The organism is Solidesulfovibrio magneticus RS-1, from assembly GCF_000010665.1.
GTDB lineage: Bacteria > Desulfobacterota > Desulfovibrionia > Desulfovibrionales > Desulfovibrionaceae > Solidesulfovibrio > Solidesulfovibrio magneticus.
Map to the genome: position 1 here is coordinate 2,221,573 of NC_012796.1, position 15,981 is coordinate 2,237,553.

The 15,981-nt window shown below is 65.8% G+C and carries 10 protein-coding genes; 9 read left to right on the plus strand and 1 reads right to left on the minus strand.

The annotated features are described in order from the left end of the window. Nucleotides 1-493 precede the first annotated feature (493 nt). The gene (locus DMR_RS09360; protein WP_015860667.1) at nt 494-1,606 is read right to left on the minus strand and encodes an AI-2E family transporter; all 1,113 of its coding nucleotides are present in this window, start codon (nt 1,604-1,606) and stop codon (nt 494-496) included. 206 nt (nt 1,607-1,812) lie between these two features. Here DMR_RS09360 and DMR_RS09365 point away from each other — a divergent pair, with 206 nt between their 5' ends. The 9 genes from DMR_RS09365 to DMR_RS09405 all read left to right on the plus strand — a co-directional run bounded on the left by DMR_RS09365 (nt 1,813) and on the right by DMR_RS09405 (nt 15,914). Then, complete coding sequence (locus DMR_RS09365; protein ID WP_015860668.1) at nt 1,813-2,814, plus strand: rhomboid family intramembrane serine protease; 1,002 nt, start codon at nt 1,813-1,815, stop codon at nt 2,812-2,814. Nucleotides 2,815-3,016: 202 nt separating this feature from the next. Beyond that, nucleotides 3,017-3,520, plus strand: coding sequence for a PH domain-containing protein (locus DMR_RS09370; RefSeq protein ID WP_006917897.1), 504 nt, complete (start codon nt 3,017-3,019; stop codon nt 3,518-3,520). A 63-nt stretch (nt 3,521-3,583) separates the two neighbouring features. After that, on the plus strand, nt 3,584-5,038 hold the full coding sequence (locus DMR_RS09375) for a sensor histidine kinase (protein WP_015860669.1): 1,455 nt from the start codon (nt 3,584-3,586) through the stop codon (nt 5,036-5,038). 1 nt (nt 5,039) lies between these two features. Further along, nucleotides 5,040-5,657: a hypothetical protein gene (locus tag DMR_RS09380; protein ID WP_015860670.1), complete on the plus strand. Its 618-nt coding sequence runs from the start codon at nt 5,040-5,042 to the stop codon at nt 5,655-5,657. A 38-nt stretch (nt 5,658-5,695) separates the two neighbouring features. Next, nucleotides 5,696-7,078 carry a sigma-54-dependent transcriptional regulator gene (locus tag DMR_RS09385; protein WP_015860671.1) on the plus strand — a complete coding sequence of 461 codons (1,383 nt, stop codon included), beginning with the start codon at nt 5,696-5,698 and terminating at the stop codon, nt 7,076-7,078. A gap of 349 nt (nt 7,079-7,427) precedes the next feature. Beyond that, the gene (locus DMR_RS09390) at nt 7,428-8,159 is read left to right on the plus strand and encodes an ABC transporter permease (protein ID WP_043601637.1); all 732 of its coding nucleotides are present in this window, start codon (nt 7,428-7,430) and stop codon (nt 8,157-8,159) included. 52 nt (nt 8,160-8,211) lie between these two features. After that, nucleotides 8,212-8,952: an ABC transporter ATP-binding protein gene (locus DMR_RS09395; RefSeq protein ID WP_015860673.1), complete on the plus strand. Its 741-nt coding sequence runs from the start codon at nt 8,212-8,214 to the stop codon at nt 8,950-8,952. A 6-nt stretch (nt 8,953-8,958) separates the two neighbouring features. After that, complete coding sequence (locus tag DMR_RS09400) at nt 8,959-13,935, plus strand: ABC transporter permease (protein WP_015860674.1); 4,977 nt, start codon at nt 8,959-8,961, stop codon at nt 13,933-13,935. Next, nucleotides 13,932-15,914 (plus strand): DUF6785 family protein, encoded by a 1,983-nt coding sequence (locus DMR_RS09405; RefSeq protein WP_015860675.1) that lies wholly within the window; start codon nt 13,932-13,934, stop codon nt 15,912-15,914. Before DMR_RS09400 ends, DMR_RS09405 begins: the two co-directional genes overlap by 4 nt. Nucleotides 15,915-15,981: the final 67 nt, after the last annotated feature.

Here is a 15,981-nt window from a genome sequence, read left to right on the forward strand (position 1 = left end):
GTTGTCGGTCGTGTGCAAAAAGAACAGAAGTTTGCGGAGGTATTCGAGTATCATGGTGTTCCGATGCCGGTTATGCTGACACTGTTATGCATGAAACGGACCATGCTGTGGAGGCGTATCCTGATTTTGACCTGTTTGGAACGAAATAAACTATTTCATTGTTTCTGTATTGAATAGACAGTCTGATATGTGAGATGATATTTTGCGAACTCCATTGTTGATGATACGACACTGGCAAAGATTTGTATGATTTGTCAAGCGTATTGCTCGATGATGATGGCCGGAATATGGAATGACTGCAGCCGTTGCCGTAGTCGTTGGCGGTCGTTTCGCATGCACGATGCCGTCGTGCCCAGGTCGAAGGCCGGGGCACGAGAGGCGTTATGCAGCGACATCGGATCATGATCGAACCATGCTCCAACGGGCAGAACTTGGGCTGGGCGTCGGCGTTTTGGCCGGCGAAAGGCAGGGCGGTCAGGCGGCCCTGGGGGGGTCAGTCTTCCGGCAGGCAGTCGGTCGGGGCCGGGGCCGCGCCGCGCTCTTCGAGCACGTGGCGGTAGTCCTCGGCGTAGAGCGTCAGCATCACCATGGCAAAGCCCAGGATGAGCGGGCCGTAGAGGATGCCCAGGGCCCCGAAGAACTTGATGCCGCCGATGATGGAGAGAAACACCCAGAAGGTGGACATGTTGGACCGGTTTTGCATGAGCAGCGGCCGGATGATGGAATCGATGCCCGAGACCACGACGGCCCCCCAGCCCATGAGGAAAAGCCCCCACTGCCAATGCCCGGTGAGCATGAGGTAGATGGCCACGGGCAGCCAGATGATGGCCGTGCCGACCACCGGAATAAGCGAGGCGAACCCCATCATGCAGCCCCAGAAAAAGGGCTTGATGCCGACGATGAAAAGCCCGATGCCGCCGGCCAGCCCCTGGGCCAGGGCGATGAAAAAGGCCCCCAGGATCACCGACTTGGCCACGTCGTCGAGTTGGCGGAAGATGCGGTTTTCCTGGTCCGTGGTCAGGGGCAGCAGGTAGCGCAGACGTTGCATCATGCGTTCGCCGTCGCGGATGAGGAAAAACAGCACGAACATGAGGATCACGAAGTTCATGGTCAGCACGAACACGTTGCCGATGATCTTGGTGCCGCTGTCGATGAGCATCTGGCCGGCGGTCTTGGAAATGTCGATGAGATCGGCTTGCAGGGCGAGCTTTTTGAGGTCGAGAAAGGGCAGATGCTCCTGGACCCAGTCCATGTAGGGCGAAATGGCTTCGTGGCTGAAAAGCTTGTTGAAGTCCGTGGCCGCCAGTTGGGCCTGCAGGGCGTTGACGGATTGCACGCCCTGGGCCAAGAGCGACCCCAGGAAGAAAAAGATCGGGATGATGATGCAGGTGAAGATAAGCCCGGTGGTCAGCAGAGCGGCCAGGGTGGGCCGGGGGCCGCAAAGCCGCTCGACCCGGCGCTGCACGGGCCGAAACAGGGCGGCCAGCACCACGCCGATGATCAAAATATTGACGAAAGGCGCGAGCACGATGGCGGCCAGGCTGAGCGCGCCGGCCAGGATAAGCAGCAGAAACACCGAATAGATGGGCTTGCGGGCTTGGTTCATGCACCGGCCTTACCAGACCGGCGCGCCCGGCGGCAAGGCCCTGGCCCGCTCCACGTTGTCAAATGCGATGCGGCAGCGCCAGCACGGGGCGCGCGCCCAGCCTTGTTCCCCCCGTTGCGAACGGCCCCTCATCCGGCATAGAGTTTCGTCCACATGTTGCAACCACGCCGAGCCGTTGGCCTTGATTGTCCCCGGGAGTCCGCCCCGTGACCGACGCCCCCCGTCCCGCCGCGCCGCGCCGCGCCCTGCCGCCGCCGACGCGGGCCTCGCTGTGGCCCAGGCCCGGGCTGCGCGATATCACCCAGACGGCCACCGGTTCGGCCTCGCCGGCCACGGCCATCCGCGCCCGGGAATGGGAACTCGTGCTGACCGCCCGGGCCATCCCCCACGCCATCCGCCGCCAGGGCGGCGGCTACCGCCTGCTCGTGCCGCGCCGCCGGGCCGAGGAGGCCCTGAACGAACTGGCCGCCTACGCCGCCGAGCGGGAAGCCCGGCCCTTGCCGGATCCCGAGGCCGACGCGGCGGCCTTGGCCGGCCGCCCGCCCACCTGGCCGACGGTTGTGGCCGTCATGGGCGTCCTGGCCGGCGTCTGGGGGATATTTCTGGGCCGCAGCGTCATTTTTGGCCGCCTCATCGACTGGCGGGAACTGGCCGCCGGCGATTCGGCTCGGATGCTGGCCGGCCAGTGGCATCGCGCCGTCACCAGCCTTTTCCTCCATGCCGATCCGGCCCACCTGTTCGGCAACGCAGCCAGTGGGGCGCTTTTCCTGTCGCTGCTGTCCCGGGAGGTCGGGGTGGGGCTGGCCTTTTTCCTGTCCATCGCCGCCGGCGGTTGCGGCAACACGCTCAAGGCCGTGATCCAGGGTCCGGGCATGCATTTTCTCGGCGCGTCCACGGCCGTGTTCGGCGCTCTTGGCGCCCTTGGCGGAGCGCGGCTGGCCCACCGCTGGCCGCCCTTGACTTTTCGCCGCTCGGCCCCGGCCGGGGCGGTGCTCATGCTGCTGGCCATGCTCGGAGCCGGCGGCGAGGACGCCGGTCCCATCGATCTGGCCGGCCATTTCTTCGGCTTTCTGTGCGGCGCGGTCCTTGGCCTGTGCGCCGGTTTCGCCGTGGCCCGCCAGGGCCGGCCCGGCCGCGCCGCCCAGGCCGCCTTCGCCGCCGCCGCTCTGGGCGTGGCGGCTTGGGCTTTTGGCGCGGCGTTGAGGTAAGGAAAAGGCTGGAAGAGAAGGAAGATGCCTCCGGCGGCTGGGGGCCTGAGGCCCCCAGACCTCCCAAATGGGGATAGGGGGGCGAAACGGGGTGGGGCGGCCAGGAAGGCTTTGCCTTGGGCGGCGTTTTCGGATAAGCCCATGGATCGTCGCCGGTCGCGCCGGTTGAAGCGGCGGCAAGACGCCTGCAAGTGGGGATGCCATGAGCCTTAAGGGCCTTGTGTTCGAGGGTGAGGAGATCCGGTACCGGACGGGCAAGCACTGGATCGTGCTGGCCAAGGCGGCGGTGCTGTTTGCCTTGGCCCTGATCGTCTGGTCGAGCGAACCGACGCTCACCAAGCTTGTGCAGTTCAAGGTGCCCGAGGAACTGGAACGCTTCGTGCCGAAGATCCTGGCTGTCGGCGTGTGGCTTATTCGCTATGTGTTCTTCATACTGTTCACGCTGCTGGCCTTGGTGCGGCTTTTCTCCTTTTTCACCCTGCGCGTGGGCCTCACCGACAAGCGTCTGTTGTGCGATGACGCGCTTTTCGGCAGCTTCTCGCTGGATCTCGGTAAGATCGAGTCGGTCAAGTGCGAGCCTGGCGTTTTCGGCGGCCTGCTCGGCTACGGCAAGATGATCCTGACCGCCTCGAGCAGCCAGCGGCTGGTTATCACCAACCTGCGCCGGCCCCATGTGCTGGCTCAGGAGATTTTCGCCGCGAAATAGCCCTCCGGGGCCGGCCCGGGCCGCCCGACCCGTGGCCGCCTTTCCGGGCCGTGGACCGCCGCCATGTACCTTTCCCGCAAGCCCATCAAACACTACGGCATCTTGTTCAAGCTGCTGGTGGTTTTCATCGGCATCATGGTGGTGGCCTATTTCACCATCTCCACGCTGCTCATCTATATCAAGGATTCCGTCAACATCTCCCGTGATATCGTCAAGGTCCGCATCGAGGTGCTCACCATCTCCCAGCGCCTGGTGGACAGCCTGCTTGTCATGGAGGAGAACCAGAAGAAATACGAGATCATCCACTCCGAGGAATACAAGAAGAACTTCATGGCGGCGCTCAGTGAATATAAAAACGCCATTTGGAGCATCTTGTGGTTCCGCTACGAGGGTTTTTCCGCCTGGGAAGAGCTGCACGCCGAGTTTCGCAAGGCCTTTCCCGATCTGGCCCAGGGCCGGGAGCTGACCAAGGAACCCTGGATCGACCAGGATACGCTCAACCAATGGATGCGCATCGTGGTCAGCGCCCGCCAGGACAACGAACGGGTGCTGGAATCCGGCATGCGCGAACTGTTTCGCATCAGCGAAGCGGCCGTGTCGCGCGGCCTGTCCGGGCTGACCATTTCCATCGGCGTGGGGCTTTTGGGCGTGCTCTATCTGACCTATTCCTTGAGCCGTCCCCTGCGCGAACTGCGCCGGGGCATCCGGGCCTACACCAGAGACGGCCGGCTGGAACCCATCCGGGTGCTTTCCAAGGATGAGCTCGGCGAACTGGGCGCGGCCTTTAACGACATGACCGTGCGCCTCAAGGAAGAGGAACGGATGCGGGCGGATTTCATCGACATGGTCAGCCACGAGATCCGTACGCCCCTGACCTCGATCCGCGAGTCCGTCAACCTCATGCGCGAGCGGGTGCTGGGCGACGTCAACGAGCGCCAGAAGCGCTTTCTCGACATCGCCAGCGACGAACTCCAGCGCATTTCCGCCATGCTCACCAGCCTGCTCAAGGTGTCCAGCATGGCCTCCCAGATCGTGGACCTCGCGCCCGTGACCTTTAATCCCGAGGAACTCCTGCGCGAGACCCTGGAAAAGGCCGGTCCGGGAGCCGAGGCCAAGGACATCGCCCTGACGCCGCGCGTGGCCAAGGACATCGTGTCCGTTGTCGGCGACCGGGAGCTGCTTGGCCAGGCGCTGTACAATCTGGTCGGCAACGCTGTGAAGTTCTCCCCGGCCGGGCGCACCGTGCGGGTGGGGCTGGAGCTGGCCGACGGCGGGCAAAAGGTGCTGGCGAGCATTTCCGACGAAGGCCCGGGCATCCCGGAAGAGGAGCAGGCCTACGTCTTCAACAAGTACTACCGCGGCGCGCGCACCAAGCGCAGCACCGACGGCATCGGCCTTGGCCTGAGCATCGCCAAGACCATCGTCGAAGCCCATGGCGGGAACATCTGGCTGTCGAGCCTGCCCGGCAAGGGATGCACTTTCTACTTTACAATTCCTGTGGATGGGGCAAGAGCGTAGTATGGGCCACTGTGTTTCACGTCGTATCGGATCGGCCGCCGTCTGCGGCCTGTGCCTGCTTTTCGCGCTTGGCGGCCTGGGTTGCGCCCGCCGCGAACCGGTTCCCGTCGCGCCGGCAGCCGCCCCCGCGCCGCCGCCGCCCGCGCCGGCCCGGGAAGTCGTCATTTGCAAGATCGAACGGGAGACAGCCTACGATCGGGGGCTGAAGGCCTACGAGGCTGGCGAGGCCAAGCGGGCCATGGCCCTGTGGCGCGAGGCCGCCGGCGACGCCGAACTGGCCGTGCGCCAGAAAGCGCTTTTCGCCATGGCTTCGGTGAAGCTCTCCCAGGCCGGCAGCGACGCCGAACTCGCCGCCGCCATGGAAATGTTCGACGCCTGGTCCAAGAAATCCCCGCCCGGCGGCAGCGGCGAGGATGCCCGGTTCCTCGTGCCCCTGCTCAAGTCCTACAAGCCGGGCTTCGCGCTTAAGGAGCAAAAGGCGTCCATGGACCGCGACTGCGCCAAAAAGCTCGCCGAACGCGAGGAACAGGTGCGAAGGAGCCTCCAGCAGCAGGTCAAGGCCCTGGAGACCATCCACCAGCAGATCCAGGAAAAGAAAAAGGGCCTGACAAACTATTAAGACCGGCGCGCCACGCCGCCAAGGCCGCCCAGAAGCACATGAGCATAGGCCCCCAGCAGACCCGAAAGACCATCCTGGTCGTGGACGACGATCCGCACATCCTCGAAGTCCTTGAGGTGCGGCTCGTTTCCGCCGGCTATGACGTGGTCCCCGCCGCCAACGGCCTGGAGGCCCTGGAGGTGCTGTCGCGCCAGCCCGTGCGCCTGGTCATCTCCGACATGCGCATGCCCGGCATGGACGGGATGCGTATGCTCGAAGAGATGGAGCGCCGGGGCATCAAGCTCCCCATCATATTCTTGACCGCTCACGGCTCCATTCCCGGCGCGGTGGAAGCCATCAAGCACGGCGCCGTGGACTACCTGACCAAACCCTTCGACGGCCAGGAGCTTTTGGCCCGGGTCACCGACGTCTTCGCCAAGGCGGCCGGGCTTGACGCGGCCAAGACCATCAAGGCCGGCGACGGCGGCCAGCTCGGCGAAACCGGACTAGTCGGCCAAAGCCAGGCCATGCGCGACCTGGCCGCGCTCATTGAACGCGTGGCCCCCCGCGACGTCAACGTGCTGGTCCTTGGCGAATCGGGCACCGGCAAGGAACTGGTCGCCAATCTCATCCATCGCCGCAGCGCCCGCAAAAACGGCCCCATCGTCACCGTGGACTGCGGCTCCACCCCGGCCGGCCTGCTCGAATCCGAACTCTTCGGCCACGTCAAGGGGTCGTTTACCCACGCCGTCAAGGACAAAAAGGGCCTCATCGAGCAAGCCAACCAGGGCACGCTCTTTCTTGACGAGATCGGCAACATCTCCACCGAAATGCAGGTGCGCCTGCTGCGGTTTCTCGAAAATCACAAGATCCGCCGCATCGGCGACGTGCGCGAAATCCAGGTCGATTGCCGGGTCATCGCCGCCACCAACGCCGACATCTTCGAGCAGGTGGCCGAGGGCGTCTTCCGCGAGGATCTGCTCTATCGCCTCAAGGTCGTGACCATAAACGTGCCGCCGCTGCGCGAACGCCGCGAGGACATCCCCATCCTGGCCGAGCATTTCGCCCGCCAGTTCTGCGCCGCCCAGGGCATGCCGCCGGTGACCATCCCCACCGAGACCATGGCCTACCTCACCGCCTATCCCTGGCCGGGCAACGTCCGGCAACTGCGAAACGCCCTGGAAGCCGGGGTGGTGCTCGGTTCCGACGGCGTGCTGGCCCCCCAGGACCTCCAGCTTCCCCTGGCCGGCAAGGGCCCCGACCGTTCGCCCGACAACCTGTCCCTGGACCAGAGCGAAAAAGCCGCCATCATGCGCGCCCTGGAACAAGCCGGCTGGGTCCAGAAGGAAGCCGCGCCGCTGCTCGGCGTCAGCCGCCGCGCGCTCAATTACAAGATCCAGAAGTACGGCATCGAGATACCAAAACGCCGGGTGAAGAAGTAAGAAAGACGGGAAGATGCCTCTGGCGGCCGGGGGCCGACCGCCCCCCCGGACCCCCCGAAATAATGGGAAAAGGGGCAAGTGGGGAGGGGAAGGGCTGGTCGGTGAGCTGCCTCGACTTCCCCGAGTTCGACGTTTGCCCGCCACGCCTGCCACGCTGTCCCGACGCTCGCCCGCGTACCCGAAAAATCACGCTTTTGTCGTCGTCTGTTCTTGCCGCCGCCTTGGCAAGGGGTGCGGTTTCTGTCACAACGACGAAACGATCCCCAATGGATCGACCGGCCGCGTTATGCGGCCGGCGTGTCGCGGGATCACGGACTATAAGCCGGCCCTGGCCGGAATCGGGTGGCGCATGTTGCAGGCGGAAGGCGCGTCTTCAAACCAGACCGGCAAGTCGGCCAGGATCGCCAGGCAAGTGGTCCTGCCCTTTGGCAAGTCGCTGGAAATCAGTATCAAAAGCATCAAGGTCCGGTTTTTCCGGTCCATGATCACCGTGGCCAGCCTGGTTTTGGCCGTGGCCTTCCTGAGTTTCATCCTGACCGGGGCCAACGTGGCCGCCGGTCTTTTGCGCTCCGGCGAACCCCGACTACGCCTGGCCCTGGTCGAGGCCGGCTACGACCTGCCGAGCCTGCCGCCGCCGGGCGTCGTGGCCCAGGACGAAGCGGGCAAGCTCTCCGCCAGTCCCAAGGAACGCTGGATCGTCATCCTGTCGCTTCTGGTCTGTACCGTAGGCATCGTCAACGCCCAACTCATGGCCGTCACCGAGCGTTTCCGCGAGATCGGCACCATGAAGTGCCTGGGCGCGCTGGACCGTTTCATTTTGCGGCTGTTTTTGCTCGAAGCCGGGATGCAGGGCCTTGTCGGCGCGTTTATCGGGGCCATCCTGGGCGTTGTGGTCGGGCTGCTGGTCGGACTCGTGCGGTTCGGACTGGCCGCCGCCGCCAATCTGTCGCCCCTGGACGTGCTGGCGACCCTGGGGATTTCCGTGGCCGTTGGCGCGGGCTTGAGCCTTCTTGGCGTGGTCTATCCGGCGGCCGTGGCCGCCCGGATGCGCCCCATCGAGGCCATGCGCGCCCAGGAATGATGTCGCCGCGCGGCCGAACCTGCCGCGCGGACGTTTGAAGCAGCGGGGGAGTATGGCCGAAGCGCACAACATCGTCCGAGTGGCCGGCGTCGCTCGAACCTTCACCATGGGCACCCAGGTGGTCCAGGCCCTTCGCGGCGTGGACCTCACCATAAAAGCCGGCGAGTATCTCTCCATCATGGGGCCGTCCGGATCGGGCAAGTCCACGCTGTTCAACATGATCGGCGGCCTGGACAAACCCTCCTCCGGCAAGGTCTTCATCGACGAGGTGGACATCGCCCAGCTCGACGCCTACGAACTGGCCTGGCTGCGCAACCGCAAGATCGGCTACATTTTCCAGACGTTCAACCTTATCCAGGTCATGACCGCCCTGGAAAACGTCACCCTGCCCATGACCTTTGCCGGGGCTTCCCAGGACGAGGCCACGGAAAAGGGCCTGGAGCTTTTAGGTCTGGTCGGTCTGCGCGAACGCCACGCCCACCGGCCCCAGGAACTCTCCGGCGGCCAGCAGCAGCGCGTGGCCATCGCCCGCTCCCTGGCCAACACCCCGGCCATCATCCTGGCCGACGAACCCACCGGCAACCTCGACCTCACCACCGGCGAGGAGATCATCACGCTGCTCAAGCGCCTGAGCTCCGAACGCGGCGTCACGGTCATCTCCGCCACCCACGATTACAAAATGCTCAACGTCTCCGACCGCGTGGTCTGGATTCGCGACGGTCGCATTGACAAGATCGAGGAGCGCTCCGAACTCGACATCACCGTGGGCGGCATTGGCGCCCGGGAGGCCTAGTCCTCCATGGCGACTCCCCGTTTATTGTCGGGCGCTTCGGTTCGTCCCTGGGCCTGGCTGTGGCTGCTGGCGGCTTTGTGCCTGCTTGCCGCCGGTCCGGCCGAGGCCAAGCGGGCCAAGAAGGCCGTCCCGGACGCCAAAGGCGCGGCCATGGCCGAAGCCTGGCTGGCCGCCGACGCGGCCGACCTGGACCGGGTCGTCATCGAGTCCCTGGCCGGCCTTGGCGACCGGTCCATCGGCACGCCAGGCGGGCGGCTGGCCGCCGACGCCGTGGAAGCCTTTTTCAAGGGGCTGGAGGCCGGCGAGGTGGGGCGGCTGTCCTACCGCGCTCCGGCCATGCTCCATGGCCCGGCCAGTCTTGCCGTGGACGGCGGGGGACGGGCCGATGTCTCACCCCTGGCCCTAAATGCCTTCACCCCCGGCTCACTGCCGCCGGAGGGCCTCATCGGGCCTGTCGTCTACGCTGGGGCCGGCGGCTACCGCGATTTTGACGGCACGGTCCCCAAGGACGCCATCGTGCTCATGGATCTCGACAGCGGCCGCAACTGGCAGGCCGCCGCCCAGCTCGGGGCCAGGGCGCTGGTCTACATCGACGACAGCCCGCCAAACGATCCGGCCGGGGCCGGCGTCTACCGCGACAAGTTCGAACTGACCCCGGTGCGCTTCCCGCGTTTTCTGCTCTCGGCCGCCAAGGCCCGGGAGCTTTTCGGCGATTATAAATCCTTGAAGGGGACCCCCGGCGGCGCGGCCGCCACCTTGGCCGCCAAGGCCGGCTGGGAGCCGGTGGTGGCTGACAACGTCCATGTGTTCTTCCCCGGGACCGATCCGGCCCTGGCCGGCCAACTGCTGGTCATCGACGCCGCCTACGACGCCGCCGCCTATGCCCCGGGCCGCGCTCCAGGGGCTGACGAGGCTGCCTCCCTGGCCGCGCTGCTGCGTCTGGCCCGGGAGTTCGCCGCTCAGCCTCCGGCCCGGCCGACGCTGCTGGTTGCCACCTCCGGCCGGGGGCAGTCCATGGCCGGGCTGCGAGAATTTTTCGCCGCCCTGCGCGGCAAGGGCAAGGACCTGCGCACCCAGGCTCGCGACCTCAAGGAAGCCGCCCGCAAGGCCGAGGGCGTGGTCAAGGCCCTGGACGAGGCCGCTGCCGGCGGCGAAGCGGCCAAGGCCGCCCTGGCCGATCCCGGCGTGCGCGAGGCGCTGCTGGAAACGCTTAAAGACGAAGTCGATGTCGTCACCACCCGGCTCATGCGCCTGCGTCTGGCCGGCCAGACCCGCGACGAGACCGCCATCGCCGCCCTGGCCGAACGCCGGGCCGGCCTGCGGCGCATCATGTGGCGCGAGGATTTGACCATTTTGCCCCCGGCCGAGGCCGAAATGCTCCTGGCTCTGGCCCCGGCCGCCCGGGAACGGCTGGCCCGCGACCGGGCCGGAGCCGAGGCCGAGGCCGGCTGCATCGAAAGCGCCCGGGAGCTGCGAAAGCTCATCGGCGACCGCGACGTCACGGCCCAGGCCTCGCTCTATCTTTCCAGCCACGGCGAAGGCGTGGCCAGCCTGTGCGAAGGTTTCGGCTTCGAGGTCAAGCCCGACGTCAACCCGGCCCAGGCTTACGGCCGCCTCAACCGGTCGCTGTCCGCCGCCGCCGAGGCCGCGGCCAAGGCGGTCGGACTCCCGGCCGGCTATTACCGCGACGGGATGCGCGACGACCGCCAGAACCCCTGGCAGGGCCTGCTCCCTGACCGGCCCATCCTTGGCGGCGAATTCGGCAATATGGCCGGCGTGCTGGGATTCACCCTGGCCACCGTTGGCGACGCCAGACTCGCCTGGGGCACCCCTGGCGACCTGCCGGCGCGCGTGGATTTCGCGGCCCTTGAAAAGCAGGGCCGCTTTGTCGCGGCCATGGTCGCGGCCATGGCCTCTCCCGGCTTCGAGGCCGGCGAGAAACGGCCGCGAAACGTCTTTTCGACCCTCACCGGCCGGGTCAACTTCATCCGCCAGGGCGAGCTTTTCCCCGACCGCCCGGCCCCCGGCACGGTGGTGTGCGTCTACCAGGGCAAGACCCGGTTCTACGCCATGACCGACGCTCGGGGGCAGTTTCGGGTAAACGGTCTGGCCAACAAGAAGCATGTTCTCGACAAGGCCGTGGTCGAAGGCTACCGCTTTGACCCCGACACCGGCTCGGCCATCTGGGCCGTGGACAAGAAGCAGACCGGCAAGGACGCCTACCGCGTCAAGATGAATCGCAACGCCATGGAAACCGACCTCATCATGTTCGGTTGCGAGCAGACCACGCTGTTTTCCGCCTTCGATCCCCGGTCATTCCGCTATTTCACCCGCATCGAGCTTCTCGACGCCCGGCGCGAGGCCCCGCCCTTGCGCTCCTGGTTCTCGCGCCTGGACACCCTCGATTCCACGCTGCTTTCCATCTTCCTCGAACCCGGCACGCCCTTTAAGTGCATCCTCTCCGACACCGTGCTGGCCCGAAAGCTTCTGCTGTTAAACGCCGACGCCGCCCACCCCACCGGCGTGGGCTATCCCGTGGACGCCTGGCCCATCCTGCCGGCCACGGAGCTTCTGGGCGCGCGCGACATGTGGGCCCTGGTCGGCCCGCGCATCGCCAACCTCGAAGCCCACGGCATCGTCAGCGACCGCATCCGCGATCTCACCGACCAGGGGCGCGCCCTGTACGCCCAGGCCCTGGCCGCCGAGGAGGCCGGCCGTTTCGACGCCATGGTCACGGCCGCCAGGTCCAGCTGGGCCTTGGCCGTTCGGGTCTATAACGATGTGGAAAAGACCCAGCGCGACGTGCTCATTGGCGTACTGTTCTACATTTCGCTGTTTATCCCCTTTGCCTACTGCGTGGAGCGGGTGGTCTTCAACTACGCCGACATCCACAAGCGCATCGTGGCCTTCCTGGGCACCCTGGCGGCGGTCATCGCCGTGGTCTACGCCGTGCATCCGGCCTTCAAGCTCACCTACAGTCCACTGGTCGTCATCATCGCCTTTTTCATTCTCGGCCTGTCGGTCATGGTGGCGGCCATTATCTTCCTGCGCTTCGAACGCGAAATGACGGCGCTGCAGCGCCGGGCTTCCCACGTCAAGGCTACCGAGATCGGCGGGATGCGCGCCTTTGCCGCCGCCTTTGTCATTGGCGTGAGCAACCTGCGCCGCCGCAAGATCCGCACGGCGCTGACCTGCCTGACGCTTGTCATCCTCACCTTCACCATCATGAGCTTCACCAGCGTCAAGTCCACCCGGGACGAGGGCGCGGCCAAACTCTCGGATGCCGCCGCCTACCGGGGCGTGCTGCTCAAAAACATCGGCTGGCACAGCCTGCCGCCCGAGTCTCTGGCCGTCCTGCGCGACGCGTATGGCGCAAGCGATGTGGTGGCTCCCCTGGCCTGGCTGGAGCTGCCCGAAAAGACCGTGGCCCCGGTTACCCGCATCCGGGCCGGCGAGCGCGGCGAGGCCGTCCAGGGCGTCATGGGCCTGTCCGCCGACGAAGCCCGCCTTGGCCGCGTGGCCGACATGTTGACCGACGGCCGCTGGTTCGCCCCGGGCGACGACGACGCCGTGATCCTGCCAAGGCCCATGGCTGAGCGCCTGGGCGTGGCCCCGGGTGATCAGGTGTCGCTTTTTGGTCGGGAATTCCGCGTGGCCGGACTGTTCCGCAAAAACGCCCTGGAAGAGCGGCCCGACCTGGACGGCGAACCGCTCACCCCGGTCGTCTTCCCGTCCGAAGCCTCCAAGGAGGCCAGCGAGGCCGAGAAAGAGGCGGCCGAGTCCGGCGAGGACGTCAAAACCCTGCAAAGCCGCTATCAGCACATCGACGACGATCTGGTCGTCATCCTGCCCTACGGGACGCTCATGGGCCTTGGCGGCCAGCTCAAGTCCGTGGTGGTGGCCCCGCCGGCTGATGCTTCGGGCGTCGCGACGACGGCGGCCCAGGACAACGCCGCCCGGGCTGGGCGGCTGGCCGACCGCTTCGGTCTGGCCGTTTTTTCCGGTCAGGACGACGGCGTGTTCCTCTACCATGCCGGCGATTCCCTGGGTTATGCCGGCGTGCCCAACATCCTCATTCCCTTGATCATCTCCGTGCTCATCGTGCTTAATACCATGATCGGCGCGGTCTATGAGCGCAAACGCGAGATCGGCGTCTACACCGCCGTGGGCCTGGCCCCGTCCCATGTCTCGTTTCTGTTCATCGCCGAGGCACTGGCCTTTGCCGTCATCAGCGTGGTTCTGGGCTACCTGTTGGCCCAGACCACGGCAGGCCTCTTGTCCGGCACCTCGCTATGGGCCGGCATGACCGCCAACTACTCGTCCACGGCCGGCGTGGCCGCCATGCTGCTGGTCATCGCCGTGGTGCTCCTGTCGGTCATCTATCCTTCCCGGGTGGCCGGCCAGATCGCCATCCCCGACGTCAACCGCTCCTGGACGCTGCCCGAACCGGTAAACGGCGTCATTGCCGCGCGCCTGCCCTTTCTGGTCAAGGTGCGGGAGCAGGAGTGCGCCGGCGGCTTCCTGCTGGACTACTACCAATCGCACCAGGACGTCTCCCATGGCCTTTTCGCCACGGCCGACGTGGACTACGCCTTCGAATGCCCCTGGGACCTGCCCGGGGCGGCGGCACACCCCAAGGTGGCCCATCCCGAATTCTGCGATTTGCGGGCCTGTATGCGCCTGACCGGCACGGTCTGGCTCGCGCCGTTCGATTTCGGCATCAAGCAGACCATGTCCCTTATCTTTACGCCGGCCAAGGACACCCCGGGTTATATGGAAATCGACGTGGAACTGACGCGCGTCGCCGGCGAGGCCGGCATGTGGAAGCGGCTCTCCAAAGGCTTTTTGAACGACCTGCGCAAGCAGCTCCTGGTCTGGCGCTCCCTGGAAGAGTCCATGCGGACCTCCTATGAGGACAAGGTCATCGCCGGCTACGGCGCGCGCCTGCGCGGCGACGCCCCGGCCGGGGAGGGCAGGGCATGATCGCCGCCGGAGCCATTCGGACCCGGGGCGTGGTCCTGGGGCTGTGCCTGGGGCTTGTGGTCTGCGCGGTCACGCCGCTTAATAACCTCTACCTCGGGGCCACGCCCCTGGGCGGCGGCCATTTTCCCTTGGCCCCGTTTTTCCTGCTGGCCTGGCTCACCCTCCTGGCCGCCGGCCTGGGCAAGCTCTTTCGCGGTCGCTCGCCCCTTTCCGGCACGGACCTGCTCATCTGCTGGATGCTCATGGTGGTGGTTTCGGGCGTGGCCCACACCGGCCTGGCCCGCACGTTCTTTATAAACCTCACCGCGCCCCTGCATTTCGCCACCGAGGGCAACCAGTGGCAGGCGGTGTTTGGGCCGATCCTGCCCAAGGGCTGGTATCCGGCCGATCCGGAAGCCGTGGAGACCCTCTATAACGGCCTGCCCGGCGGCTACACCATGGGTTGGGGGGCCGTGCTGGCGGCCGTTCCCTGGCAGGCCTGGCTCGGGCCGTTGACCACCTGGGCCGTCTTCATCGGCCTGTGCTATTTCGTGCTCCTGTGCCTGACCAACCTTTTCGCCAAGCAGTGGGTCTCCAACGAGCGCATGAATTTCCCGCTGCTGCGCCTGCCCGAGACCCTGGCCGAGTCCGTGGACGGCGGCGGCCTGGGCGCGCTTTTGGCCGACCGGTTCCTGCTGTGCGGCCTTTTTATCAGCGTCGGCTTGCACACCATAAACGGCATCGCCTTCTACGATCCGTCCGTGCCGCAGATTCCCACGCTCATCCTGGCCGGGCCGTACTTTCCCAAAACAGGCCTCTTTTCGGGCTTCACCAAGCTCAAGATCTACTTCTATCCGGCCTTCATCGGCTTCGCCTTCCTGACCGCCCGCCAGATATCGCTCAGCTTCTGGCTCTTTTTCCTGCTCGGCGGACTGGTCTACGGCGTGTTTGATCTCATCGGCCAGCACATTCCGGCCGCCGCCCTGGGCGTCACCTTCGGGCCGACCCTGACCTCGCCCGAGGAAACGCAGATGATCGGGGCCTACGGCGTCTTTTTCTGTTTTCTCCTGTGGCTGGCCCGCCACCATCTGCTGGATACCGCCCGGGACGCCTTACGCTTCCGGTTTCGCGGCCCGGACGAGGCCGAATGGGTGGGCGCGCCGGCCTCGTTGTGGGGGCTGGTCCTGGGCGGCGGGGCGCTTATTGCCTGGAGCGCCTCGTTTGGGATGCCGCTTTTCCAGGCCACCCTGCTCATGGGCGCGTTTTTCATGGTCATGCTGGTGGCCAGCCGCATCATCTGCCAGGGCGGCATCGCCTATTTCACCCTGACCGCCGCGCCGACCGACGGCCTCATCGCCTTTTTCGGGGCCGGCATCTTCAGCCGGCTGTCGCTGCTCATGGCCGCCGTCATGCAGAAGATGCTCTTTGTCGATCTGCGCGAGTCGCTTTTGCCGTCGCTGTTCCACGCCGCCAAGGTCGGCGAGCGGCGGGGGCCGAAAAAGCTCTACCTGGCCGCCATTGTCCTGGGCATCGCCGCCGCCGTGGCCGTATCGTTTTTGGCCATGCTGGCCGTGTGCCACAAGTACGGCCTGCGCGACCTGCAAGTGGACTGGGAGACCCAGACCGTGAGCACGGTCTATGAAAACGTCCAGCGCCTCATCGAAGCGCCGACAGGTTCCAACGCGGCGGTCATCGGCTTCGCCGCCGCCGGCGCGGCCGTGATGCTGGGGCTGGTCATCGCCTACCAGCACTTCTACTGGTGGCCCATCCATCCGCTGGGCTTTCTCACCATGTACAGCTCGGCCATGCGGATCCTGTGGTTTTCCTTTTTCGTCGGCTGGCTGTGCAATCAGCTGACCTTGCGCTACGGCGGCATCGCGCTGTTAAAGCGCGTGCGGCTGCTGTTTATCGGCCTTATTCTCGGCGATTTTCTCATGGGCGGCATCTTCGCCGTCATCGGCTTGTGGACGGGACAAAGCTATCTGGTGCTGCCGAATTGATCGGAAGGCACCGGATGTTGCGGTAGAGGTCCTGACGCTGTTGGATGGCTTGCCTAGGCCAGCCAAA

Bases quoted from the DNA above. Each gene is read 5' to 3' on its own strand.
- DMR_RS09360 (WP_015860667.1), bottom strand. From the start codon at position 1,606: ATGAACCAAGCCCGCAAGCCCATCTATTCGGTGTTTCTGCTGCTTATC.
- DMR_RS09370 (WP_006917897.1), top strand. From the start codon at position 3,017: ATGAGCCTTAAGGGCCTTGTGTTCGAGGGTGAGGAGATCCGGTACCGG.
- DMR_RS09375 (WP_015860669.1), top strand. From the start codon at position 3,584: ATGTACCTTTCCCGCAAGCCCATCAAACACTACGGCATCTTGTTCAAG.
- DMR_RS09380 (WP_015860670.1), top strand. From the start codon at position 5,040: ATGGGCCACTGTGTTTCACGTCGTATCGGATCGGCCGCCGTCTGCGGC.
- DMR_RS09385 (WP_015860671.1), top strand. From the start codon at position 5,696: ATGAGCATAGGCCCCCAGCAGACCCGAAAGACCATCCTGGTCGTGGAC.
- DMR_RS09390 (WP_043601637.1), top strand. From the start codon at position 7,428: ATGTTGCAGGCGGAAGGCGCGTCTTCAAACCAGACCGGCAAGTCGGCC.
- DMR_RS09395 (WP_015860673.1), top strand. From the start codon at position 8,212: ATGGCCGAAGCGCACAACATCGTCCGAGTGGCCGGCGTCGCTCGAACC.
- DMR_RS09400 (WP_015860674.1), top strand. From the start codon at position 8,959: ATGGCGACTCCCCGTTTATTGTCGGGCGCTTCGGTTCGTCCCTGGGCC.
- DMR_RS09405 (WP_015860675.1), top strand. From the start codon at position 13,932: ATGATCGCCGCCGGAGCCATTCGGACCCGGGGCGTGGTCCTGGGGCTG.